27 protein-coding genes are annotated in these 24,119 nt (G+C 58.5%); 17 read left to right on the top strand and 10 right to left on the bottom strand.

Annotated elements, in window-relative coordinates; translation table 11 throughout:
• Positions 1–26: 26 nt before the first annotated feature.
• From Q0753_RS03295 to Q0753_RS03275, 5 genes are all read left to right on the top strand, one after another.
• Positions 27–1,826 (top strand): ABC transporter ATP-binding protein/permease, encoded by a 1,800-nt coding sequence (locus Q0753_RS03295; protein WP_298717177.1) that lies wholly within the window; start codon positions 27–29, stop codon positions 1,824–1,826.
• Entirely contained in the window at positions 1,823–2,107 is a 285-nt protein-coding gene (locus tag Q0753_RS03290; protein WP_298717174.1) for a DUF1294 domain-containing protein, read from the top strand. The genes Q0753_RS03295 and Q0753_RS03290 overlap by 4 nt, the downstream gene beginning before the upstream one ends.
• 46 nt (positions 2,108–2,153) lie before the next feature.
• Entirely contained in the window at positions 2,154–2,792 is a 639-nt protein-coding gene (locus Q0753_RS03285; protein WP_298717171.1) for a DUF3047 domain-containing protein, read from the top strand.
• A gap of 30 nt (positions 2,793–2,822) precedes the next feature.
• Positions 2,823–3,254: a DUF3465 domain-containing protein gene (locus Q0753_RS03280; RefSeq protein ID WP_298717168.1), complete on the top strand. Its 432-nt coding sequence runs from the start codon at positions 2,823–2,825 to the stop codon at positions 3,252–3,254.
• Positions 3,255–3,704: 450 nt separating this feature from the next.
• Positions 3,705–4,277, top strand: coding sequence for a DUF1415 domain-containing protein (locus Q0753_RS03275; protein WP_298717165.1), 573 nt, complete (start codon positions 3,705–3,707; stop codon positions 4,275–4,277).
• An 86-nt stretch (positions 4,278–4,363) separates the two neighbouring features.
• Here Q0753_RS03275 and Q0753_RS03270 read toward each other — a convergent pair whose 3' ends face one another.
• Positions 4,364–4,780: a universal stress protein gene (locus Q0753_RS03270; RefSeq protein ID WP_298717162.1), complete on the bottom strand. Its 417-nt coding sequence runs from the start codon at positions 4,778–4,780 to the stop codon at positions 4,364–4,366.
• A 283-nt stretch (positions 4,781–5,063) separates the two neighbouring features.
• On the opposite strand from Q0753_RS03270, the gene Q0753_RS03265 reads away from it, so the two are divergent.
• Positions 5,064–5,573, top strand: a complete 510-nt coding sequence (locus tag Q0753_RS03265; protein ID WP_298717160.1) for a lipocalin family protein — start codon at positions 5,064–5,066, stop codon at positions 5,571–5,573.
• Between the two features lie 115 nt (positions 5,574–5,688).
• On the top strand, positions 5,689–6,147 hold the full coding sequence (locus tag Q0753_RS03260) for a cytochrome c (RefSeq protein WP_298717158.1): 459 nt from the start codon (positions 5,689–5,691) through the stop codon (positions 6,145–6,147).
• Between the two features lie 62 nt (positions 6,148–6,209).
• Here Q0753_RS03260 and Q0753_RS03255 read toward each other — a convergent pair whose 3' ends face one another.
• The 3 genes from Q0753_RS03255 to Q0753_RS03245 form a co-directional block, all read right to left on the bottom strand.
• The gene (locus Q0753_RS03255) at positions 6,210–6,890 is read right to left on the bottom strand and encodes a cytochrome b/b6 domain-containing protein (protein ID WP_298717156.1); all 681 of its coding nucleotides are present in this window, start codon (positions 6,888–6,890) and stop codon (positions 6,210–6,212) included.
• A gap of 181 nt (positions 6,891–7,071) precedes the next feature.
• Positions 7,072–7,734, bottom strand: coding sequence for a hypothetical protein (locus tag Q0753_RS03250; protein WP_298717154.1), 663 nt, complete (start codon positions 7,732–7,734; stop codon positions 7,072–7,074).
• A gap of 131 nt (positions 7,735–7,865) precedes the next feature.
• Positions 7,866–8,159 (bottom strand): DUF3634 family protein, encoded by a 294-nt coding sequence (locus Q0753_RS03245; RefSeq protein WP_298717152.1) that lies wholly within the window; start codon positions 8,157–8,159, stop codon positions 7,866–7,868.
• 73 nt (positions 8,160–8,232) lie between these two features.
• Here Q0753_RS03245 and Q0753_RS03240 point away from each other — a divergent pair, with 73 nt between their 5' ends.
• Positions 8,233–9,351, top strand: a complete 1,119-nt coding sequence (locus Q0753_RS03240; protein ID WP_298717150.1) for an endonuclease/exonuclease/phosphatase family protein — start codon at positions 8,233–8,235, stop codon at positions 9,349–9,351.
• A 166-nt stretch (positions 9,352–9,517) separates the two neighbouring features.
• Here the strand turns inward: Q0753_RS03240 and Q0753_RS03235 are convergent, their stop codons facing one another.
• Complete coding sequence (locus Q0753_RS03235) at positions 9,518–9,676, bottom strand: hypothetical protein (protein WP_298717148.1); 159 nt, start codon at positions 9,674–9,676, stop codon at positions 9,518–9,520.
• Between the two features lie 157 nt (positions 9,677–9,833).
• On the opposite strand from Q0753_RS03235, the gene Q0753_RS03230 reads away from it, so the two are divergent.
• From Q0753_RS03230 to gltS, 3 genes are all read left to right on the top strand, one after another.
• The gene (locus tag Q0753_RS03230) at positions 9,834–10,556 is read left to right on the top strand and encodes an IclR family transcriptional regulator (RefSeq protein ID WP_298717146.1); all 723 of its coding nucleotides are present in this window, start codon (positions 9,834–9,836) and stop codon (positions 10,554–10,556) included.
• A gap of 21 nt (positions 10,557–10,577) precedes the next feature.
• Entirely contained in the window at positions 10,578–11,528 is a 951-nt protein-coding gene (gene hutG / locus Q0753_RS03225; protein WP_298717143.1) for a formimidoylglutamase, read from the top strand.
• A gap of 78 nt (positions 11,529–11,606) precedes the next feature.
• Positions 11,607–12,815 carry a sodium/glutamate symporter gene (gene gltS / locus Q0753_RS03220; protein WP_298717140.1) on the top strand — a complete coding sequence of 403 codons (1,209 nt, stop codon included), beginning with the start codon at positions 11,607–11,609 and terminating at the stop codon, positions 12,813–12,815.
• Between the two features lie 61 nt (positions 12,816–12,876).
• On the opposite strand, the gene ftsZ is transcribed toward gltS, so the two are convergent.
• Together ftsZ and Q0753_RS03210 are read right to left on the bottom strand one after the other, a co-directional pair.
• Positions 12,877–13,956, bottom strand: a complete 1,080-nt coding sequence (gene ftsZ, locus Q0753_RS03215) for a cell division protein FtsZ (protein WP_298717138.1) — start codon at positions 13,954–13,956, stop codon at positions 12,877–12,879.
• Positions 13,957–14,024: 68 nt separating this feature from the next.
• Positions 14,025–14,984, bottom strand: coding sequence for a YafY family protein (locus Q0753_RS03210; protein WP_298717136.1), 960 nt, complete (start codon positions 14,982–14,984; stop codon positions 14,025–14,027).
• A 438-nt stretch (positions 14,985–15,422) separates the two neighbouring features.
• Between Q0753_RS03210 and Q0753_RS03205 the strand changes: the two genes are divergently transcribed.
• Complete coding sequence (locus Q0753_RS03205) at positions 15,423–15,566, top strand: hypothetical protein (RefSeq protein WP_298717133.1); 144 nt, start codon at positions 15,423–15,425, stop codon at positions 15,564–15,566.
• A gap of 449 nt (positions 15,567–16,015) precedes the next feature.
• On the opposite strand, the gene Q0753_RS03200 is transcribed toward Q0753_RS03205, so the two are convergent.
• Positions 16,016–16,405 (bottom strand): SirB2 family protein, encoded by a 390-nt coding sequence (locus Q0753_RS03200; protein WP_298717130.1) that lies wholly within the window; start codon positions 16,403–16,405, stop codon positions 16,016–16,018.
• A gap of 143 nt (positions 16,406–16,548) precedes the next feature.
• Between Q0753_RS03200 and Q0753_RS03195 the strand changes: the two genes are divergently transcribed.
• Positions 16,549–16,977 carry a DUF411 domain-containing protein gene (locus Q0753_RS03195; RefSeq protein WP_298717127.1) on the top strand — a complete coding sequence of 143 codons (429 nt, stop codon included), beginning with the start codon at positions 16,549–16,551 and terminating at the stop codon, positions 16,975–16,977.
• Here Q0753_RS03195 and Q0753_RS03190 read toward each other — a convergent pair.
• Positions 16,958–17,314 (bottom strand): DUF2500 domain-containing protein, encoded by a 357-nt coding sequence (locus Q0753_RS03190; RefSeq protein WP_298717124.1) that lies wholly within the window; start codon positions 17,312–17,314, stop codon positions 16,958–16,960. The genes Q0753_RS03195 and Q0753_RS03190 overlap by 20 nt on opposite strands.
• 88 nt (positions 17,315–17,402) lie before the next feature.
• Here Q0753_RS03190 and Q0753_RS03185 point away from each other — a divergent pair, with 88 nt between their 5' ends.
• The 4 genes from Q0753_RS03185 (at position 17,403) to Q0753_RS03170 (ending at position 22,051) form a co-directional block, all read left to right on the top strand.
• Positions 17,403–19,196, top strand: a complete 1,794-nt coding sequence (locus Q0753_RS03185; protein ID WP_298717121.1) for a YdbH domain-containing protein — start codon at positions 17,403–17,405, stop codon at positions 19,194–19,196.
• Positions 19,197–19,403 (top strand): YnbE family lipoprotein, encoded by a 207-nt coding sequence (locus Q0753_RS03180; protein WP_298717119.1) that lies wholly within the window; start codon positions 19,197–19,199, stop codon positions 19,401–19,403. It abuts the gene before it with no gap.
• A gap of 10 nt (positions 19,404–19,413) precedes the next feature.
• Positions 19,414–19,728, top strand: coding sequence for a YdbL family protein (locus Q0753_RS03175; RefSeq protein ID WP_298717117.1), 315 nt, complete (start codon positions 19,414–19,416; stop codon positions 19,726–19,728).
• A gap of 178 nt (positions 19,729–19,906) precedes the next feature.
• The gene (locus tag Q0753_RS03170) at positions 19,907–22,051 is read left to right on the top strand and encodes a S9 family peptidase (RefSeq protein ID WP_298717265.1); all 2,145 of its coding nucleotides are present in this window, start codon (positions 19,907–19,909) and stop codon (positions 22,049–22,051) included.
• Positions 22,052–22,591: 540 nt separating this feature from the next.
• Here the strand turns inward: Q0753_RS03170 and Q0753_RS03165 are convergent.
• On the bottom strand, positions 22,592–23,941 hold the full coding sequence (locus Q0753_RS03165) for a sodium-dependent transporter (RefSeq protein WP_298717114.1): 1,350 nt from the start codon (positions 23,939–23,941) through the stop codon (positions 22,592–22,594).
• Positions 23,942–24,119 lie beyond the last annotated feature (178 nt).

The raw sequence follows: 24,119 nt of genomic DNA, 5'->3' as shown, positions 1-24,119 counted from the left end.
TCTGTTCCCCTGTATCAGGCTGACTCATGCGACGCGGCTCTTATCATCCCGAGGTGGAAAACGCCTCCTTCAACTGGCAGACGCTGCGCACCCTGCTGCCGTATCTGCTTGAATATCGCGGCCGTATCGTGCTGGCACTGGGGTGTCTGGTGGCGGCCAAGGTGGCCAGCGTGGGCCTGCCCTTCATTCTCAAGCATATCGTCGATGCCATGGACACCGGCGAGAACAGGGTACTGGCGTTGCCGTTGGGGCTGCTGCTGGCCTATGGCGTCGTGCGTTTTGCCAACGTGCTGTTCGGCGAAATTCGCGATGCGCTGTTTGGCCGGGTAACCGAGCGGGCCATGCGCCGCATCGGGTTGTCGGTATTCAACCATCTGCATCGGCTGGAGCTGGGCTTTCATCTCAACCGCAGTACCGGCGGCCTGTCGCGAGACATAGAGCGGGGCGTGTCGGGAGTCAGTTTTCTGCTGCGTTTCATGGTGTTCAACATAGTGCCGACCCTGTTCGAAATCGCCCTGGTGGTGGGGGTGCTACTGGCCAACTATTCGGTGTGGTTTGCGCTCACCACTCTGGTGGCGGTGGTGCTGTATGTGGCCTGGTCGGTGGTGGCCACCGACTGGCGCACCGGCTATGTGCGGGCCGCCAATCAGGCCGACTCCCAGAGCAATTCCCGGGCGGTAGACAGCCTGCTCAATTTCGAAACGGTAAAATACTTCACCAACGAGCAATACGAGGCCGACCGGTACGACACCGATCTGGCCGACTGGGAACAGGCCCGGCGCAAGAATCGGTTGACGCTGTTTGCATTGAACGGCGGCCAGGCGCTGATCATTGCCCTGGCGATGACGGTGATGATGGTACTGGCCGGGCGCAACGTGGTGGCCGGCACCATGACCCTGGGTGACTTCGTGCTGATTAACGCCTTCATGATGCAGTTGTTCTTGCCGCTGAATTTTCTCGGTTTCGTGTACCGGGAAATGAAAGGCTCCATGGCCAATGTCGAGCGCATGTTCACGCTGTTGCGCCGGGCACCGGCCATCAATGACGCCCCCGCTGCATCCGAACTGGTGATCAGCCGGGGCGAGATTGAATTTCGCGAGGTGAGCTTCGGTTATGGGCCGGACCGGCCCATTCTGGAGCGGGTCAGCTTCCATGTGCGGCCCCGGCAAAAAGTGGCGGTGGTGGGCGCCAGTGGCGGCGGCAAGTCGACCCTGGTCAAGCTGCTGTTCCGTTTTTACGACGTGACCGGCGGGACTATTCTGATCGACGGTCAGGACATTCGCCAGGTTAGCCAGAGCTCGTTACGCCGGGCCATCGGCATAGTGCCGCAGGATACGGTGCTGTTTAACGCCTCCATCTACGACAACATTCGTTATGGCCGCATCGACGCCAGTGAAGAAGAGGTGCAGCAGGCCATTCGGATGGCACATCTGGAGGACTTTATTGCCCGGCTGCCGGATGGCCATCATACCCTGGTGGGGGAGCGCGGGCTCAAGCTCAGCGGCGGCGAAAAGCAGCGGGTGGCCATCGCCCGTACCATTCTCAAGCGGCCGCCGATACTGGTGTTTGACGAGGCTACCTCGTCCCTCGACAGCCGTTCGGAGCAAAGCATACTGCAGGCCATTCGCGAGGTGTCTCGCGGTCAGACCAGCCTGGTGATCGCTCACCGGCTGTCGACCATAGTGGATGCGGACCATATTCTGGTGATGGATCAGGGCCGTATCGTCGAGCAGGGCAGCCACCAGCAACTGCTGGCCACCCAGGGCCGTTATGCCCGGCTGTGGCAGTTGCAGCAACAACAACGGGAGCAAGAGCAAAAAACATGATTCGAATCTATGCCGGGCTGGCGCTCTGGTATCTGGTGCTCAGCCTGATCACCTTTGGTGTGTACTGGTGGGACAAACGAGCCGCGATTCACGGCCAGTGGCGGGTGCGCGAACGCACCCTGCATCTGCTTGCGTTGCTGGGGGGCTGGCCTGGCGGTTGGCTGGCCCGGCATCTGCTTCGGCATAAGTCGCGCAAGCCGTCGTTCCGGCTGATGTTCTGGCTGACGGTGCTGGCCAATCTGGTGTTGCCGGCCGCCCTGTGGTGGGGACGATGGGGCTAGCCTGCTGCATCTATACTGGCTGAAGATACCACCACCGGGAACCATGATGTCATCTCGTCTGCTCGCGATTGTGTTACTGGGTGTCTGGCTGGCCGCCGGGCCGGCCAGGGCGCTCACCTTTACCCCCGCCGACATGCTCGGCTGGGAGCCCAAAAGCTTTGCCGGAGAGACCGAGTACCGACTGGTGTTCGACCCGCAATTGCAGCAACCGGTGGTGCGGGCCAGCAGCCGAGGGGCGGCGTCCGGCCTTTTCTACGAACAACGTATCGATCTGGATGCCACGCCCTGGCTTAGCTGGCGCTGGCGGGTGGAGCGGTTTCCGGCGGTGACCGACGAGCGCATCAAACGAGGAGACGACTTTGCGGTGCGGGTTTATGTGGTGGTGCGCGACGGCTGGACCCGGCTGAGCAGCAAGGCCATCAGTTACGTCTGGGCGCAACAGGCCGGAGTGGGGCAGCGCTGGGCCAATCCCTTCGCCGGCGACAAGGCGATGATGCTGGCGCTGCGTAATCGGCAGGACGGCGGCGGCTGGGTAAGTGAAAAGCGTAATCTCAAGGCGGATCTGCGGCGGCTGTTCGGCAAGGACTTTCGTTATCTCGAGGCGGTGGCCATCATGACCGACGCCGATAACGGCAAGGGCAGCGCCATCGGCTATTATGCGGATCTGGTGTTTACCCGCGAATAACATGACCCCCATGACGAGGTGGCAATACCAATGAAAAAACTCCTGCTTATCCTGCTGCTTGGCCTCGGTCTGGCCGGCGCCTTGACTCAGAGTCCGCCGTTTTTTTCTTTTTTGTCGACGGAGCAGGCCGCCTCCGATCCGCTGGCGCTGGCCTATCAGAACCGGCAGAGCGATGTGCAGGTGGAGGGCAGCGGCCGGGTGTCTCGCCTGCTGGCGGATGACAACAAGGGCTCCCGCCATCAGCGTTTTCTGCTGACATTGCCGAGCGGCCAGACGCTGCTGATCGCCCATAACATCGATCTGGCACCACGCATCGACGGCCTGCAAGTGGGCGATACGGTGGCGTTTTACGGCGAGTATGAATGGAATAAAAAGGGCGGCGTGGTGCACTGGACCCATCACGACCCCAAAGGCCGTCACCCGGGCGGCTGGCTGAAGCATAATGGCCGGATTTATCAGTAATACTCCCCGATCCGAAGATGGCTTATACCAATCCCAGTAATGATCTGGTCATATTAAGGCCTCAGATCAGAGGCAACACAGCCGCCTCCCTCGACACGCCATGAACCCATCCATGGGGGCTCGGAAATGCCGTCCCTGGCATTTTACGGTCGAGGTAGCCGATCTCTGTTGCCTCTTCTCGAGCATCGAGTTGCCTGTAGACGGCGCCTGCAGGCCACGCCGGAGCTTCAAGGAGGACGAAGGGATCTGCTTCGCCGACCATCACATGACAGGGATGTCATGTGCTGAGCGTCACAGGGAGGTGCTTGAGCGAGTCGGTGAAGCGGGCCCTTTGTCCGAGATTGATATCGCAGTCAAAAAGATCGAATGTTTAATGTGATGGGTATAATTATGGTCGCGGGCGGATGAATTTTCCGGCCGGATGAGTCGAAACAGAAAGAGAAATGAGTCATGTCAGAACAGTCAGAACACACGCAATCAGAACAGGCGCAGTACATAGAGCACACCGCCAACTGGGTGAAACAGGTGATCATGAAGTACAACCTCTGCCCCTTTGCCCGGCGGGAAGTGGAGCGAGCCAGCATTCGTTATGTGGCGGTGGAAGAGCACAAACCCAAGGCGGTGCTGCAGGCGCTGCTGGCCGAATGCGTGTTGCTGGACGAGCAGCCGGAGGTGGAAACCACCCTGGTGATCCTGCCGCGTGGTTTCGAGGGTTTTTACGCCTACCTGGATCTGGTCGACATGGCCAACGACGCGCTGTTCGAGCAGGACTTCGAGGGAAAATACCAGCTGGCCAGTTTTCATCCCGACTATTGCTTCGCCGGCGAACCCCAGGATGATGCGGCCAACTACACCAACCGCTCGCCTTATCCCACTCTGCACCTGATCCGCGAAGCCAGCATGGAGCAGGCGCTGGCCAGCTATGACGATCCCGAGTCCATTCCCGAGCGCAATATCCAGTTTGCCCGCCGCAAGGGCAGCGACTTTTTCGTCAAGCTACTGGCGCAGTGCACCAAGCCGTAATATACCAGTCAGGAAGAAAATCATGGGTCATCAGGTGACCAGATGCTGTTGGGGTGGCGAAATTCTATATAGTGATGGGGTGCCCTCTAGCGTACCACCAGTACGGAGGCATCGGAATGGGAAGCAAAATAGCCGGCATTGGAGGCGAAAAGGTGCTCGAGAAGGCCGGGTACATGGGAGGCCATCACCACCAAATCGGCGCCATTATCTTTAGCCGCCTGCAGCAGGGTCTTGTTCAGATCTACTGCCGGGTCAGGGCTGATACAGGCGCTACTGCTGACGTTTTTCAGGCCGTACTTCTCTGCCTGATCCTTGGCAAACTTCTGCATTTTGGCGTTGAATTCGGCGGGGTTATGCGCCACGGCACTAGGGGCGCTGGCCGACACCCCGATATAACAGACCGGTATGTTATAAAGTTTGGCCAGGTCAGCGCCGGTTTGCAGGGCTTTTTCGAGCCGCTCAACATGAGCCAGATCGACAGGGATCATGAGTTGTTTGTACATCCTGGTAGTTCCTTATCGGTGGAAGATAATGTTTTCTTACGGGAATATTGTTGCTTCTGACAGTATTGCAGATGATTGCCGAGTTTGTGGTCAGCTGCCGAATGATACGAATCTAAATAAAAATATGATCTATTTCAAAGCTGCACACGAGAGGAAACAGAGTCACCTCCCACGACACGCCACTGGGCTTCGGCGTCTTTCTGCCTAGGCTGTTGCGAGGTTTGTGAATTGCAGAAACACGTCTTCGAGCCGATCTGCGGTGACGACGTCAAGGAGAAAAAGGATGCGAATACTGAGCTGGTTTCTGGTTGGGCTGCTGTCCGGCTGCATGGGCATGCCGGACGGGGTAACGCCGGTCAACAATTTCGACTCCGAGCGTTATCTGGGCACCTGGTATGAGGTGGCCCGGCTGGATCACTCCTTTGAGCGAGGGCTGGAGCGAGTGAGTGCCGAATATCAGCCACGTGAAGATGGCGGTATTCGCGTGATCAACCGGGGGGTCGATGCACAAAGCGGAGAGCCGAAGGCGGCGGAAGGCAAAGCCTATTTTGTGAATGATGAGCAGGAGGCTTATCTGAAGGTGTCTTTTTTCGGTCCCTTCTACGGCTCTTACGTGGTGTTTGAGCTGGATGATGACTACCGGCATGCCTTTGTGTCCGGCTATAACCACGATTATCTGTGGCTGCTGGCGCGCGACCCGATAGTCAGCCCGGAATTGAAGGCCCGTTTTGTGGCTCAGGCTCAAGAGCGGGGCTTTGCTACCGATGGCCTCATCTGGGTTAATCAGGAGTAGCGTCGCAACTTCACTTTTTGCTGGTGGCGTTGCCTGATTCGATGGTTTACCGTAAACCGCTAATTGCTGTGAAGCTGTTTATGAGTACTGAAAAATAACGAAAAAGGAGCAAAAAATGCTGAAAAAAGTCGTGCTGCTGGCCATGGGGGGCGTGTTCGCCACCAGTGTTGCCGCCCAGTCTGAGTTGTTCAAGGCGGATGATCTGGTCAAGTATCGTCAGTCCATCTATCAGGTGATGGGCGCGCAGGCCAAGGTGATGGGCGCCATGGTGAAAGGCGAAATCGACTTCGATGGTGAGGCACTGCATCAGCGGGCGCTGAACATGGGCAATGTCGGCAAGCTGCTGGGTGAAACCTATGTACCGGCCACCGAGGGCGTTGCCGACAGCAACATGCTGCCCGCCGCCTGGGAAGACATGGACGGTTTCAGTGCCAAGGGCAAGGCCTTTGGCAGTGCGCTGCAAGAGCTGATTGCGGTGTCTGGCGAGCCGGGCTTCGATGAAGCCCAGGCCCGTGCTGCCGTGGGCAAGGTGATGAAAGGCTGTAAAGCCTGCCACGACGACTATCGCGATTAAGCGGTATGTTAGAATACAAAAAAGGAGCCGTAAGGCTCCTTTTTTGTATTCGATAGCGGAAATCAGACGGCGTTGAACAGCGCCCAGATGGTGCCGGCCGCCAGCGCGGCAGACAGCATGCAGCGCAGCCAGGGAAAGGCCTGCGGATGGCGCTCCAGCCGATCGGCCACGCGATTGATCGGGGCCTCTTTATGACCGGTGAGCATGGGCTTGACCAGGTTTTCTCCGCGCAGTCGATACAGGGCGATGGCCAGCACGTGCAGCCCGATAATCAGCAGCAAGCCGTCATAAAACCAGGACTTGTGCCAGTCGGTCATCCAGCTGACGGTGGCGCCCGATACGTAGCGATACAGGGGCCCTTCATAAAAGATGTCGTCGGTGGCGAACAGGCCGGTACCGGCCTGAAACAGCAGGGTAGCCAGCATCACCAGTACCATGATGCCGCCGAGCGGATTATGGCTGAGATACACCGGCTTGTGCGGCGTGAGGCTGGCGCGCAGGTAGCCGATGATCCGGCCCGGATGGTAGATAAAATGGCTGAAACGGGCATAAGGGGTGCCTATAAAGCCCCAGATAATGCGATACAGCAGCAACCCCAGCAGCAGCTGGGCGAACAGCATGTGCTGATCCATATCCTCGCCGGCCGAGCGCCACAGCAAAAACAGCAGTAGCGGCAGACTCCAGTGAAAAAGGCGGATGGACCAGTCCCAGACGTGAACCGGATGATGGGACGACGCGTTCATTAAGGTGATCTCCTGTGATCCTGGTAGGTAATTCAACGAGTTCGCGGTGCAAGGCGGAGTGTAAATCGACGAGGGTCGATGGTGACGCCGCCTTTCGCAATGAGCGATAGATTATCAGGGTCACAAAATAAAACATCCCGGTAAAGACCGGGATGTGAGTGAAAGCGGTAAAGAGGCGGTGTTACTGGGCCGGGGCTTCGCGTAACTTGGTCAGCGCCTGTTCCAGTCCCTGGCGGAACTGGCCGCGGGTCAGGGCGTCGATTTCCTGCCATCTTTCACGAGGGGCGAAGTCGACTTTGGTCTCGGTGACCACGTCTTTACCCTGCAGGGCAATCCAGCGCGGATCGTAGCTGCGGCTCTGTTCGCTGTCCCATTCCAGCACCTGGCTGACGATGCCTTGCAGTCGTTGGGGGTTGCTCATGGAATAAGGGGCAATACGAACACCAAAGCGTTGATTAAGCTGATTAACGGCGGTGTGGGCGGTGTCGTCGCCGGATTTGTTGGCGTCGCTGCGCGCCCGCAGCTGGGCGGCGTAATACCAGAAGGTGGCCTGATCCTGATAGTCGTTGTCGAACATGATGGCCGACATCAGATACAGCACCGGTGGCGCGTATTCGTTGGGCGTTTTCAGTATCTCGTTGATGGTATCGGCATTACCGCTGGTAATGGCGTCCATCGCCTGCTGGGAGCGGCTGACATCAATCTGGGCAAATTCTCCCTTGGGAGTAATTTCCTGGGGAGACTGGCTGCTGGTGGCGGGGGTCGGCTTCTCGGCCTGTTCGACCTCAGGCTGACTCGAACAGGCGGCCAGCAGACCACAGAGTAACAGGGGATATAATTTCATCGTTAAACCTCATCAAGAGTAATATCACCAGCAAAGCGGGAAATCGGGTTCAGGTCAAGAGTGCCGGGGCAAATTTGAGGCCGATTTCGGGCTGTGATTGATCATTATGGCAGCTCGATATGATTGGCTGTTCAAGACTGCTGCTGCCAGAACAGGTGAATGTCCTGGCGGTAGGAAGCGGGAATGCTGCGCGAGCAACTGAGCACTACGCCGTCACCTTTCCTGAAGCCGCGAATGGTACCCTTGAGGGTGCGGGCATCCTGCATCAGCTGTTGGCAATGGCGGATCAGCGTCTGGGGTGGTTGTCCCCGTTTCACATTGAGGTGGACACCCTCTATGGTGATCAAAAAGCTTTCCTGGCGGCGGCGCAGCGCATACAGCAGGCCAAATAGCGCCAGCGAAATCAGACTTATGGTGCCGAACATCGTTTTCATCCTTGAAAAACAGCGATTAATACAAGAATGATGACAGTTTGAACAATAAAGGCAAGCCAGCTACATGATGTCGTTTTCAAAAGTGAGAGTTGCCACCTTTAATGTGGCGCTGGATCGCGCCCGGCCGGGACAATTGGCGGCCGATCTGGCGGCGGGCCACCGCCAGCCGCGGAATATCGCCCGTATTGTGCAGCATATCCGGCCCGATGTGTTGCTGCTGAACGAGTTTGATCACGACGGCGAAAGCCGTGACGACCATCACCTGCGGCGGTTTTGTGCCGACTACCTGGCCGTCGGCGAGCGGGGCATCGAGTACCCCTATCGCTATCTGGTGCCCACCAATACCGGTTTGCTGGCCCCGGTGGCGTTACATGGCGCGGGCATCCCGACGCTGCCCGGTGACGGCCTGGGCTTTGGCGCCTTTCACGGTCAGTACGGCTTTGCGGTGTTGTCGCGTTTTCCGTTGTTATTCGATCGAATGCGCAGTTTTCAAAGTTTTTTATGGCGGAACATGCCCGGTGCCCGCCTGCCGATGACCGAGTCCGGCAGCTATTACGGCGCCGAGGCGTTGGCGGTGTTGCCGCTGTCGTCCAAGAATCATCTCGACCTGCCGGTGCGCCTGCCCAATGGCCGGGTGCTGCATCTGCTGGCCTGCCATCCGGCGCCGCCCATCGACGAAGGCCCGGAGCGACGAAACAGCTGCCGCAATCACGACGAGCTGCGCCTGTGGCATGACTATGTGAGCCCCGGACGTGGTGACTATCTGGTGGATGACGCGGGTAACCGGGGCGGGCTGGATCCCGGGTCGGACTTCGTGATCCTCGGGGATCTGAATGCGGATCCGCAGGATGGCGATGGTTTTCGTGCGGGCATTCAGGCCTTGCTGGCCGACACGGCGCTTAATCGCAGTGTGGCCCTTGGCCGGCTGCGACCCGCCTCACGCGGCGGCTTTGCGCTGCGAGGCATGTCATCGCGGCGGGGATCGCCGCGTTTCTGGACCCACAGTCAGGGGTTGCGGCTCGATTATGTGTTGCCGGGGCGCAGCCTGCAGGCACTGGCCAGTGGCGTTTACTGGCAAGCCCCTGGCGAAACGGACGGCGAACTGTTCTGGAACCGGCGGGGTTGGCCGGAGCGCAAGGACAGCTCGGATCACCGGCTGGTATGGGTGGATATCGCCCTGTAGCGATGTGAGAGTGCTCACGCTTTCATTCGGCAATAATGCAATAACGCGAGCGATATCAAACATTGGTTAATCAATGCTGGGTTTTTAAGGTTTTCGGGGATTTAATATTACTCGAGACCCTAGATTGCTTTCGAAGTACAGTTATCCAGGTTGGTGACCCGGATAATCAACTGGTATTCTTCATGACGGGCAGGCCGATTGGCTTGCCCTTTTTCTTGCCTGCTTTTCCCTCTTTATCGCCTCCGTACTCCACTGCTTCACTCACGAACCAGACACGACTGGTACCTTTTATGTTCGACATCATGCCGAGGATGACCTCGCTCATTCGGCTACGGATTGGCGAGCATGAATGTTAAATCATGGTAAATCATGCGGTTTTTCATTAGAAACTTAGCACTATATTTACATGATATTCTCGCATATTGAGAATCCAAGTTTACATCGTCGTTTTTTCAGGCAATGTGCGCCGTGAGGACAGCATCATGACCATTAAAATCAGCTCTCAGGACAAGGCGTTTACGCTGTTGTCATCCCTGGTGACGGCCCCGGAGGCCATGACCGCCCGCGAACTCGCCGACCTGACCGGTCTGCCACTGTCCAGCACCTATCGTTATCTGGCGGTGCTGTGCCGTTGGTCACTGGTGCAGGAACGCCAAAGCGGCAGATATGCTCCCGGCCCCATGGCCGTTCAGCTGGCCGCCGGTTTCGAGCATCAAAACAGCGTGCTGACCTGGGCCCGGCCCTTGCTGGCCGAATTGGCGGAACGATCCGGAGAAAGTGCCGCCCTGATGATGATTTCCGGCAACCGGGCGCTGTGTGTCGAGATGATCGACAGCTCTCAGGCCCTGCGCTGCTGTTATCAGAAAGGGTATTCCCAACCGTTGCGCCATGGCGCCAGCGCCAGAGCCTTGCTGGCGTTTATGGACGAGGCGCTGCGCGAACAGATACTGGCGGAGCTGCCTGCGGCAGAGCGCACCCTGATGATGCAGGCACTGGCACAGGTGCGGGAGCAGGGGTACGCGGTGTCACAGGGCGAAATAGACAAGGGAGTCTGGGGCGTCAGCGCTCCGGTCATGGGCAGCCGGGAACATTTGCTCGGCGCCATCAGCCTGATGGCACCCGCCGAGCGGGTTGGCGGCAGCCAGAGTCAGTGGATTCGCTGGGCTTGCGATGCCGCCGCGCGGCTGGGTGCCATGAGCTATTAGTCAATTTTGTGAGGAGTCGTAATGGAACACACCGGATATAGCACCGCCGACATGTCTTTGTGGCAGGGGCGGGTAGATCATGAAGAAGGTGAGCTGGCCCGGCGCTGGCACCAGCAGGTGCAGGCGATCGCGGGTGATCAGGCTGCCGGTCTGGTACTGCTGGGGTTTTGTTCCGATGCCGGCGTGGTCCGTAATCAGGGCCAGGCGGGCGCGGCCGCCGGCCCCGGCGCGCTGCGTTCGGCCACCGCCAACCTGGCCTGGCATCTGGATATGCCCCTCTACGACGGTGGCGATGTGCATTGTCACGACGATGAGCTGGAAATCGCTCAGGCGCTGTATGCCGACAAGGTGGCCGCCTTTATGGATGCGGGGCATAGGGTGATTGGCCTGGGTGGCGGGCACGAGATTGCCTATGCCAGTTTCAGCGGTCTGGTCGATCATCTGTGCCGCCGGCAGGACGCTCCTCGCATCGGCATCATCAACTTCGATGCGCATCTGGACTTGCGCCGTTCGGCACGGGCCAGCTCCGGTACCCCGTTCAACCAGTGTGCCGCGCTTTGTGAAGCGCGGGGTCTGCCGTTTCATTACACCTGTATCGGCGTCAGCCGCTACCACAATACCGACGCCCTGTTTGAGCGCGCCAGCCAGCTGAATACCCGTATCGTGCGGGATGAAGAGCTGAACAACTGGGATATAGCGCCGCTGAATGCGGCGCTGGATCAGGCGATCGATGAGGTTGACCTGCTCTATGTCACCGTTTGTCTCGATGTGCTGCCGGCCAGTCTGGCGCCGGGTGTCAGTGCGCCGGCCGCACGCGGCATGGATCTGGGCTTGCTGGAATATGCGCTGGAGCGCATCAAGGCCAGCAACAAGATAAAGATGGCCGATATCGCCGAGCTGAACCCGGCTCGGGATCGGCACTCGAATACGGCCCGTGTGGCCGCCCGTCTGTTGGCCCGGCTTGCCGGCTGACACCCTTTGTCGGCCCTGACCGCGTCACTCGCCGGTCTTGGTTGATGTTGTAATTAGTTGTAGATATAGGGAAATAAGATGAATCTCATTACTCTCGATGTGATGAACACCACGGCGCTGGCCGCCCTGTTGCTGATGCTGGGACTGGTCTTGCAGCGCAAGGTACCCCTGTTGCACCAGTTGTGTGTACCGGCGCCGGTGATCGGCGGCTTCGGTTTCGCGCTGGTGGTGTGGGCCGCCCGCCACTGGGGAGGCGTCGAGTTCAAGTTCGACACCGCCCTGCAAACCCCGTTGATGATTGCCTTTTTTGCCACCGTCGGTCTGGGTGGCAGCCTGGCGCTGCTGAAAAAAGGCGGCAAGGTGCTGGGCATTTATCTGGTGGCCTGCTGGTTGCTGGCGTTATTGCAGAACGGGCTGGGCATCGGTATTGCCTCCCTGTTGGGTGAACACCCGCTGCTGGGTCTGATGGCCGGTGCGGTGTCGCTGGAAGGCGGCTTTGGGGCGGCCGCGGCCTTTGGCCCCGAAGCCGAAGCGCTGGGCGTGACCGGTGCTACCACCGCCGCCCTGGCGGCAGCCACCTTCGGCATGGTCGCCGGTGGTCTGCTCGGTGCCCCGGTGGCCCGCTTGCTGATCAGTCGGCACAAGATCGAAATTCATGCGGAACAGGTACATGACCTGAAGGCACTGGAAGCCTCGGAGCGTTCGGTACCGGCCACCATTACCGGCACCCTGTTGCTGAAAATTCTGGCGGTGGTGCTGTGCACCATGATTGCCGGCTTGTGGCTGAGTGGTCACCTGCGTGCAGACTTCGACATTATTCTGCCTTCTTATGTCGGTGCCATGTTCATTGCCATCGTGCTGCGCAACCTGAACGAGAAGTTTGCTCTGCTGACGCTGCCCGATAACGCCATCAATGTGGTCAGCGATTTTTGCCTGGGCATTTTTCTGACCATGGCGATGATGTCGCTGCAATTGTGGCAGCTGGCGGATCTGGGCTGGTCGCTGCTGATCATCCTGGTGGTGCAGACCCTGGCCATCATACTGCTGGCGGTATTCCTGATGTTCCGGCTGATGGGGGGCAACTATGATGCGGCGGTACTGTGTGCCGGTTTTGTCGGACACGGGCTGGGCGCAACCCCCAACGCCGTGGCCAACATGGGCGCGGTGTGCGATCGCTACAAGGTGTTTTCGCACAAGGCCTTTATTGTGGCGCCGCTGTGTGGTGCCGTGCTTATCGACATAGTGGCAATTCCTGCCATTACCTGGTGCCTGAACGTCTTTGGTTAAGGTGAGCCGGTCGTAACAACGGTGAAGTAAAAAGGCCGGTGCATTGCACCGGCCTTTTTCGTTATTGCTGTCGCTGGCGCAGAAAGGCGGGAATATCCAGCCCTTCCGGTGTGGGCTCCGAGGGCGCGGCTTGCGGCTGATGCTGCGGTTGGGACGGCGCTATGGTTTCCTGCGGCAGCTGTATGCCGGTGGCGATCATGGTCACCTGTATGCTGTCGACCAGATTGGGGTCCAGGCTGATGCCGGACACCACGGTAGCGTATTCGCCCACGCACTCGGCGACCTGATCGCCGATTTTCTGGAAATCATCGAGGCCGATGTCCATCGAGGCGACCACGTTCAGCAGCACACCCCGGGCGCGCTCCAGCTCTACCTTCTCAAGCAGCGGATTATTCAGCGCCTGCAGGGTGGCGTCGGCCACCTTGTTTTCGCCATTGCCGAGGCCGATGCCCATCACCGCCTTGCCCTGCTGGCTCATGATGGTGCGCACATCGGCAAAGTCGATATTGATAAGGCCGGTCTGGCCGATGATGTCAGCCAGACCCTTGACCGCGTTCTGAATGACCTTGCTGCTTTCGGTAAAGGCTTGCAGCAGCGGTGTTTTGGCGCCCAGTACCTTGAGCAGGTAGTCGTTGGGCAGCACCAGCAGGGCATCGGTGTGTTCGGCCAGGGTCTTGAGCCCTTCGTCGGCGGCTTTGGCGCGTTGCTTGCCTTCAAAGCCGAACGGACGGGTGACGATGGCCACCGTCATCACTCCCAGTTCACGCGCCACCCTGGCGACGATGGGGGCGGCGCCGGTACCGGTACCGCCGCCCATGCCGGCGGTAATAAAGCACAAATCCGCGCCATTCAACTGGGCGCGGATCTCGTCCAGGCTTTCTTCGGCAGCCTGTCGGCCAATTTCGGCCTGGGCGCCGGCGCCCAGGCCCCGGGTCAGTATCTTGCCCAGTTGCAGGGTGTTGACCTGGCTCTGCTGCAGCGCCTTGGCGTCGGTATTCATGGCCACGATATGAACGTGCTCGGGCAGGGCGCCGTCGGCCAGCAGGTTGACGGTGTTGCCACCGCAACCGCCGACGCCGATGACGCCGATATTAATGGCATCACAATCCGGTTCGGCCGGTTCAAAATAGAGGTCGCGCATCCGGTACTCCGTGAAAAAACAAAGGGGCCGAATCAGTCAGCCCCCGAGATCGGTAATGTTATGTTAACTCAGCTTTTTTTCAGCGATTCTGGCGCCAGTATCTCGACTTTACCCGCCATATCGGTCAACCAGCGACGAAATTCGGGCGAATCCTTGACGTCGGTTTCCACCATCATGCTCTGCTTGTCGTAGCGGGTCAACCTGGGGTTATTGCCTGGAATGGCGTCTTCCATAATGGCCCGGTTCGGGTGGGTGATTCGGCCGACAAAATGGATGGTATCGGCTTCTTCATGGTAACCCTTCTCGCGGATCAGCTTGTTGACGCTGAACTCTCGTGGCTGTGTCACCGGACGGCTGGTCAGCTCTACATCCTTGATGTGCTCGAAGGGAATGCCGTAAATCTTGGGATCCATGTCCGATACGGTACACAGCAGCATGGTGCTTTCTTTACGACTGACGATGCCGAGCGGATTTACCTGTTCGTAGCGCAGCCAGACGGTACGGCCCTTGATGACCCTTTTGATCTCGGCGCTGAATTTGCGGCCGCGCCACAGGGCGTCACGAATGGTGGTGGCGCGACGAATGTCCGGGCTGCCGGCGAATGGCTTGGGCAGGCGTACCACGTTTTCCATCCAGCGACCGGCCAGCTCGCTCTGGCTGTCGTTGATGACCTGGGTGGCCTTGTCGATAATCGGGTTCAATTCACTCAGCACGCTGGCCGGCAGCAGGTCGGCGGCCTGGTCGTTCCAGGTTTTCAGTGCCATGGCCAGGCTGAGCGGCATGAAGTTGGCGAAGTCATTCAAGCCATTGCGTTCAAAGCACCAGCCATGAGGCTTGCTGCGATCATCGGAGGTGAGATCGAACAGTCCCATGCCGGACATTTCTTCCAGATCCCGCTGCACGGTGCGCAGGCTGACCTGAATGCCTTCTTCTTCCAGTTTTTCTTGCAGCTGGCGTGCGGTCAGCTTGTACGGACGATAGGGAACACAGCGCGCCAGGGTCAATTGTCTTAATAGCTTCTTACTCATGGTGATGCCCTCTTGCTTGGTATGATTCTATCCTAGGCTCGGGGTGTGACAAGTTTTGTCGCAACCTTTTCGGGGCAGACTGTCGCCATTTTTCTACAAATGCTTATTGATGGTCTGATTCTGACGCTGGTCATCGTTGTCTTTTTTTTGTGCTTGTGTGTATAAGTAATTGAAATAAAACCATCTTGCTGGAGTCGACATGAGGGTTTCAGTGGTTTTTCTGTTGCTGTGCAGCAGCCTGGCCTGGGGGAAATCGATACCGCCAACCCCCTTTGAGCTTGAAAATAAGCAGTCGCTACCCGACAGCCGGACCGTTGACACCTATCTGACGACACTGGATACCCTGTCGACCCGGGCGACAGGCTGGAGATAACCGGAGTGCGGCCCCAGACCAAAATCCGGCCGGGAGTGAGGGAAAAGCTGCAGACAGAGCTTGCAGTGACGCGAGCCACGGTGACCTTGCAGCGGGGAGATGTGCTGGTGCCGATGGATCCGCGTTCGGCCAATGCCCTGTATCAGGAAGAGGAGTGGAACTGGCTGCAGCCCGGAGCGTTTCCGGTGTTTCCGGTGGTGGAGCCATGAGCTTTGTTAAACGCCTGGATATCGGACAAAGGGCCCGCTCCGCCGACTCGCTATAGATACATCCTTGTACGCTCTCTGTTTCATCCCTGAAACAGAAGGTCGGCGGAGCAGATCCCTTTGTCCTCCTTGATGCATCGGAGTTAGCTTCTGGTGCCGCCGACAGCCAACTCGGGCGTTGAGAGGAGGTAACAGGGATTGTCTCACCCGACCATCACATGCCAAGGCCGGAAAATGCTCCTGCCGTTCCGACATTCCTGCCATCCCTGGCGGTCAGATGGCATGTGTGAACTTAGATGGGGCAAGCTTGTCTTGCCGAGACGAGTTGTTTCAGCTTGACCGAACATCCAGTGAATGTTCGCAGTAAGCTGAAACAACGAGTGTCATTTTCCCGTAGCGAGTCGGGTGAGGCAGCCCTGTTGCCTCAGAAACCAAGACAGGTTGGATTGGACTTACAACGCCAGCCAGGACAGCGGAGACTTGCTGACGGCAGCGCCGTAGATGTAGGCAAAGATGGCGATGGAAGCCAGGAAGGCAGCCAGACGCTGGCCGCGGGTCTTGCCGCGCTTGATGGCGATGGTGCCAATCACGATATACAGCACCAGGCCGATGACCTTGGCGGTGAGCCAGGGGCTGTTGCCGAAGGGGATTTGCTGGCTACTGATGGCCAGCCACACGCCCAGACCCAGCAACAGGGTATCGTTGACATGGGGCAGTATTTTCAGCAGTTTGCTTTTGATATTGGCAGGCGACGGCACGGCCAGCCAGGCGCGCAGCATGAACAGTATGATGCTGAGCAGGGCAAACATCATGTGGGCGTGTTTCACGGCCAGATAAGACATAATAACTCCAGGTAAGACAACAAGATGGCGCAATGATAGCAGGATACCGTTTTGTCGTTGCACTGAATACCGTGCCGAATCAAGACGGCGCCGATCACGGCTGTTAATCTTGTCCGAACGACAATGATAATGTAGAGGTAACCATGATGAAAAACTGGCTTTATGGTCTGGCGGGGGTGCTGTTATCCGGTCCCGTGCTGGCGGCATCGCTCACCGTGTACAAATCGGAAACCTGTGGCTGCTGTGAAGACTGGGTGACGCACATGGAAGCATCCGGCTTTGAGGTGACGGTAGTGAATGGCGACAATCTGGGCCCGGTGAAGGCGATGGCCGGGGTCAAACCCGAATTGGCTTCCTGCCATACCGGTGTGATCGAGGGTTATGTGATTGAAGGGCACGTACCGGCGGCGGATGTGCGGCGGCTGCTGAAAGAAAAGCCGGCGGTACGGGGCCTGACCATTCCCGGCATGCCGCAAAGTGCCCCGGGCATGGATATTCCCGGCTCACCCTATGAGGTGCTGAGTTTCGACAAGCAGGGTAACACGGCGGTGTTCAGTCGTTATCCAGGATAGTTTCGTCCGGTTCAAAGGCGATGAACCGGCGGCCTCGAAACACCAGGGTGCCGGTTTCTTCCTGCTCGAGCTGTTCATACAGATGCTGGGCCACCCGAAATTCCCGTTCGTCTCCTCCTTCCAGCGGCCGGAAGGTCACGTAATACTGCATTCTTGGCGGTGGCAGCTCGGTCGGATCTTTACGGGTCCGACCCATGAACTCCCGAGTGCGCTTGTTCGCCACCATCACCTCCAGACTATGCCGGGGCTGGCCGCTATTATAAAAGTAGGTATAGAGCCGTCGGCCAATCACCATGGCGGCGATGGCGATAATGCCCCAGAACACGATCTTGTCCATTGAATCACCCCCTGTTGTGTTCAGCTTAATGCCTGTATGCCGCGGCGCAAGCCGATTTGATGAAGGTGCCCCTTTGAATCGCTTGAAGATGAAAACACGACGATCACTGCTGCTCTGCATCGGGCTGTTGTGGCCGGCCCTGGCGCAGACGCAGCCCTTGCCGGCGTGGCTACAGGTGCAGGCGACTCTGGCCCGGGCGCAGGTGCCGGCCTGCCCCAAAGAACAGGCCGAAGGCCTGGCGCTGCAACTGAATGAAGGCCGCATCGAAGGGCGACTGCAGCGTTTGAGTCTGGACTTGAGCTGCTCTCGCAGTGGCGGCGGCACCGCCGAAGGAGAAGGCGACGCCTTGTCGCTGTTGCTGACGCTGCCGGCCATCGATTTTCATATCGACCACCTGACCCTGCACCTGCCCGAGGCCATCGTTACCGGTGCCGCCGAACTGCGCCACACCCGGCAACATCTCGAGATTATCTGGCATACGGATGCCGGCGATGCACGGCTGGAATTATTGCCGGAGCAGCAGGGCTGGCGCTGGCAGGGGGAGTTGCCGGGAATGCTGATGACTCCCGTCCTGCAGCAGCCACTGTTTTTCAACGGTGGCTGGCAGCCGGGGCAGCCATTGCGGCTGGCGGCCAGGGGCGAGCTGCCGGCCCCCTTGACCGGCACCTGGCAGTTGCAGTTGGCGGCCGAGCAGGGCGAGTCCGGCTGGCAGCTACTGCCGGACTCGCGGCTGAAGGTGGCGCGGCTGCGTTGGAAACAGCTGGAGCTTAATCGACTGGAGCTGGCGCCGGTGGGGAATATGATGCGAAACGGCCCCTGGCGCGCGCGCCTGAGCTGGCAGCCGGGGCGCTGGCAACAGCAAACGCTGCCCGGTGCGGCGTTGCTGCTGAGCGGTGCGGGTGCGGATCGGCGCCAGGGCGCGGTGACTCTGGAGCTGACGCGCGGTCTGCAACTGACAGGCGACTGGCATTATGACCGGGGGCTGGCGCTGACAATACCGAACCAGTCGTTACCGGTTACCGAGGTGTGGCAGTGGCTGAATGGCTGGTTGGCACTGCCGGTAGGGCTGGCATTTGAGACGGGCAAGCTGCAGTTGTCGCTGCTGGCGGCGAACCTGCTCGATACGGGGCAACCGATAACGCTGGAGGCCACGTTGGCCGAGGGGCAGCTGAGCTACCGGGACATGCATGCCGAGCAGCTGGCCGCCAGCTTCAATTTGATATGGGACAAAGCAAGGCTGCGCAGTATCGGCCCCCAGGCCCTGTCGGCAGCGCGGTTCGATGTGGGGGTGCCCATGACCGATATTCACGCCGCCCTGGACTGGCGAAAAGGCAAGCCCTGGCTGTCCGGCCTGACGGCCCGGGCCTTTGGCGGCCGGCTGGCGTTTGCTCCCATGGCGCTGAGCGCGACGCCGAATGGCGAGGTGCACCTGAGCGACATTTCGCTGGAACAGGTGCTGAGCTATGCCGGTGTCACCGGGCTGACCGGCAGTGGCAAACTACACGGACGGCTGCCGTTTTCATTTGACCCCAGCTTTAGTATCAGCGGAGGAAAAGCCTATAGTGATAATGGCTGGGTCTCTTATCAGGCAGGTGAGCCGTTGCTGGCGACAGGAGAGAGCAACCTGTCGCTCGGGCTGACTCTGGGGCTGCTCAGTGACCTGCGTTACCAGCGTCTGGAGGCAGATATTTCGATGGCGGCCACTGGCGAGGCAGTTATCGATAGTCGATTACGGGGGCAGGCGCCGGTGATGGGTAACATGCACCCGGTCAACTTCAATTATCGCCACCAGGAAAACCTGCTACAGTTGCTGGCCAGCCTGCGTTTCGCTCAGGAGTTGAGTGAGCGATTACCGGCCAGGCTACAGGGGGAGAGCGAGTAAATGCGTAAAGGTACGGCCATGATTGGCCCCTTGTTACAGAGCTTGTCACTGAGTTTGTTACTGAGCGCCTGTACGCCCCGGGTGGAGGTGGTGGTGCCGGACAAGCCCATTACGGTCAACCTGAACGTCAAGGTGGATCATGAAATCCGGGTCCGGGTCGATCGGGAGCTGGAAAAGTTGTTCGAACAGGAACAGGACTTGTTCTAGGGGAGTCTCTATGCGGTGGTTAGCAGTGATATTGGTGGCCAGCCTGAGCTGGTCGGCCTGGGCGCTGGATTTGCAGCAGGCCAAGCAACAGGGCCTGATCGGCGAACAGCTGAATGGCCTGGTAGGGGTGGTACGTGGTAGTGGCGAGGTCAATGTCATCGCCAATGACATCAATCGCAAACGGCTGGAAAATTATCAGGAAATCGCCAGACGAACCGGTACCAGCCTGACGGTGGTACAGAGTCGCGCCGGTCAGCTGAATATCGAACGTACCGCCGGTGGGCATTATATCCAACTGGCCGATGGCAGTTGGCGACGTAAGTAGTGACTTTCATGCAGGAGCCGGTGCTTTCTGGCTCCATTCGAGTTTTTATACTGTGTTTATACGGTTTTTTCAGTAAATAATTTGGTAAACGCTTTCTTGTCTGGTTAAAATTCGTCCACTTTTGGATTGTCGAAGATAAAGGAGTGGCGGTATGCGCAATAGGGCGAAGCTTTGCTTGATGTTAGTATGGGTGGCTTGTGCCAAACCCTACGCTAAAGGTACCGATGTGGACGTAAAGCCCCCTGTCGCCAATAAAATTCCTCACATTCTGAACAATCACGACGACATCCGGGTCGACAATTATCACTGGATGCGCGATGACGAGCGTGACGATCCGCAGGTGCTCGCTTATCTTGAACAGGAAAACCAGTACAGTGAGCAGGTACTGACTCCGCTGAATGTACTGCAGGAAGATCTGTATCAGGAGATGATTGCCCGTATCCGTCAGGACGACAGCTCGGTTCCCTATCTGAAAAACGGTTATCGCTATCAGACCCGTTACCAGAAAGGACTGGAATACGGCATTATCGAACGCCATCCCGAAGAGCAGCCCGAACGAATAGAACTGCTGCTGGACGGCAACGAGCGTGCCAAGGATCAGGCCTATTACGGCCTGGGTCAGGTGGCCGTCAGCCCCGATCAGCAGACCCTGGCCTTCGCCGAAGACTTTGTGTCCCGCCGTCAGTATCAGATTCGATTCAAATCGCTGCAAAACGGCGAGCTGTATGATGAGGTGCTGGAGAATACCTCCGGCAATCTGGAATGGGCCAACGACGGCAAGACCCTGTTTTACGTCAAGCAGGATGAAAATACCCTGCTGCCCTATCAGGTTTATCGTCACACCCTGGGGACGCCCCAGAGCGAAGACGTGCTGGTGCATGAAGAGCAGGATGCCAGCTTTTATACCAGCATCTACAAGAGCCGTTCCGAAGACTATATCGTTATTGGTGCCTGGAACACGGTGTCCAGCGAAATCAGCCTGGTATCGGCCAACGATCCCACCACACCGGCACAGGTGTTTCTGCCCCGCAAGCGTGGTCACGAATACGATGTCGAACACTATCAGGGCCGGTTTTACGTCCGCTCCAACAAGGATGGTGCCAACTTTGGCCTCTATCTGGCGGAAAACGGCACTGCCGAGCAATGGCAGCCGCTGATCCCGGCCCGGGACGAGGTGCTGCTGGAAGGTTTTTCCCTGTTTCGCGACTGGCTGGTGCTGGAAGAGCGCAGCGAAGGCCTGGTGCACCTGCGCCAGATCCACCGCAAGGATGGTCGCGAACACGATATTCGTTTCGATGATCCCGCCTATGTCACCTGGATGGGGGTGAACGCCGAAGACGATACTCCCTGGTTGCGTTACGGTTACTCCTCCATGACCCGGCCGACGACTATCTATGAAGTGAACATGGACACCCAGGAGCGACGCGAACTCAAGCAGCAATATGTGGGCAAGGAGTTCAATGCCGATGATTACCGCAGCGAACGGCTGTGGGTGACCGCGCGGGACGGCGCCAAGGTGCCGGTGTCGCTGGTATACCGGGCCGACAAGTTCAAGAATGATGGCAGCAACCCACTGCTGGTGTACGCCTATGGCTCTTACGGTGCCAGCATGGATCCGGACTTCAGCAGCTCGCGGCTGAGCCTGCTTGATCGCGGCTTCGTTTATGCCATCGCCCATGTGCGCGGCGGCGAAGAGCTGGGCCGGGACTGGTATGAGCAGGGTCGACTGCTCAGCAAGGAGAACACCTTTCACGATTTTATCGACGTCACCCGCGAGCTGGTAGAGCAGGGTTATGGCGATAAGGAGCGAGTCTTTGCGTCCGGTGGTAGCGCCGGGGGCCTGCTGGTAGCCTCGGTCATCAACATGGCGCCTGAACTGTACAAGGGTGTGGTGGCGGCGGTGCCTTTCGTGGACGTGGTGACCACCATGCTGGATGACTCCATTCCGCTGACCACCGGCGAATACGACGAGTGGGGCAACCCGGCGGATCCCGAATATTACCATTACATGAAGTCGTACAGCCCTTACGATCAGGTGCAGCAGCAGGCGTATCCGCACATGCTGGTGACCACAGGTCTGCATGACTCCCAGGTGCAGTACTGGGAACCGGCCAAGTGGGTGGCCAAGCTGCGCGAGATGAAAACCGACGACCATCTGTTGCTGCTGCATTGCGACATGGACACTGGCCACGGTGGCAAGTCCGGCCGTTTCGAGGCGTATCATGAGCTGGCGCGGGAATACGCCTTTCTGCTGGCGCTGGCCGGTGAAGAGTCCGGCACCAGGGTGGCGGGCTTCAGCGAGCGCGCCGGGCTGGTTAACTGAACCGTTTTTTGATTCATGTATTACCCTTGGCCGACTTTTGAAGTCGGCCCGGGGTCTGTCTATTGTTCATCAGTTTCTATCGCGGGTTTACCCGTGAGTAATACCAGTTTGAATAAACATCTGATCATTTTAACCCCGAGATCAGAGGTAACACAGCCGCCTCCCACGACACGCCATGGGCTAAGGCCATCTGCGCTTGGCGATGGCTGCAAACATTCACTGGATGTTTGGTCCATCACCAAACTTGATGCAGGCAGCAAGCTGCCCCCTGGGGGCTTGGAAATGCCGTCCATGGCATTTCACGGTCGTGGTAGTCGATCTCTGTTGCCTCTTCTCTTGCACCGAGTTGCCTGTAGACGACGCCAACAGGCAACTCCCTGGCTTCAGGGAGGATAAAGGGATCTGCTCCGCCGACCCTCCGCGCCAGGGATGGCGCGGCGGAGCCTTACATGGATGTACTTGTAGCGTGTCGGTGGAGCGGTCCCTTTGTTCGACCTCTACAGAGTAACCGAATAGATCAGTTATTTAAGCTGTTTGGTATTAGTTACCTATCGACTGAACAATCACTACCAGCACCAGTACCGGACACACGAAACGTACGTACCAGGGCCAGATCTTCCAGAACAGGCCCTGTTCCAGCTCGGGGCAGCCCGACTTCAGCTCGGCCAGCACCTTGTTGCGCTGCCAGATCCAACCGGCATACAGGGTGATGCACAGGCTGACCAGCGGCTGGGCATACTGGGTGGTGAGGGTGATCACCAGCCCGAACAGGGCGCCGAAATTGAACACGATAATCACGCTTACCAGGGTACAAAGGGCGGTCATCAGCCAGGTGGCCTTGATGCGCGACAGCCCGGTGGACTCCATCGCCAGCGACACCGGTGCCTCCAGCATGGAGATGGCGGAGGTCAGCGCCGCCACTATCATCAGCAGGAAGAAGGCGAAGGCCACCGGATACTGGGCCTGGCCCATGGTGTCGAACAGCGCCGGCAAGACCGAGAACACCAAAGTATCCGAGCTGAGCAGGCTGCCGTCTTCGGCAAAAATGGGCACACCGTTGTGCTGGGCCACATACATGGCGGGCAGGATCAGCAGACCGGCCAGAAAGGCCACGCCGGTGTCGAGCAGGGTCACCTGGGCGGCCAGAGCAGGAATGCTGGCCTGGCGGCTCAGGTAGGAGCCATACAGCATCATCACCGCCGCCCCCAGAGACAGCGAGAAAAAGCTCTGTCCAAGGGCGCCAATCAGCACCTCACCGTTCAGTACCCGCGAAAAGTCCGGTACCAGATAGGCTTCGAGACCTTCACCGGCACCGGGCTGCGACAGCATGTATCCGGTCAGCAGCACCAACATGACCAGTAACAGCGGCATCAGCCGGCTCGACCACTTTTCGATGCCCTGCTCCAGCCCCCGGCTGACCACATAGAGGCTCAACAGGGCGAACAGCAGAGTGAACACCAGGTTGCGGGAAGTGGAAAAGCCGGTCAGCCAGCCGGCGGCATCATGGGCGCCGGCCATGCTGGCCAATGGCTCCAGGGCATAGGCGACAAACCAGCCGGAGACGATGGCGTAAAAGGTGAAGATCAGGCTGACGGTAATCACCGCCGCCAGTCCCACCAGACCGGCGATGACCTTGCCCAGCGGATTGCGGGTCAGGGTTTGCAGGGCCCGGAATGGCGTGGCCTGACCGTGACGACCTATGGTGATTTCCGCCACCAGCATGGGGTAGCCGAGCAGAAAGATAAACAGCAGATAAACCAGCAGAAAGGCGCCGCCGCCGTTACTCGCCGCCTGAGTGGGAAAGCCCCAGATATTACCCACGCCGATGGCCGAACCGGCGGCGGCCATCACGAACCCCAGCTTGCTACTGAACTGCGCCCTTTTTTCCACGTCTTGCTGCTCCTGCTGACTGTAAAGTTAAACGTACATTTGCTGTCGAATTAAAATGGCGAAGACTATGGTGTTTTGCAGAGTTTTTGTCAAAGGGAAGTGTTCAGGGTAGGGGATAACAGTGACCTTGTTCGTATTATCAGCAAAAAATAAATAAGGCGGGATATCCCGCCTTATT

This window comes from uncultured Oceanisphaera sp. (genome assembly GCF_947495715.1).
Classification (GTDB): Bacteria; Pseudomonadota; Gammaproteobacteria; order Enterobacterales; family Aeromonadaceae; genus Oceanimonas; species Oceanimonas sediminis.
Note: the sequence above shows the minus strand (reverse complement) of the source record. Positions and strands in the feature narration are given on the sequence as shown.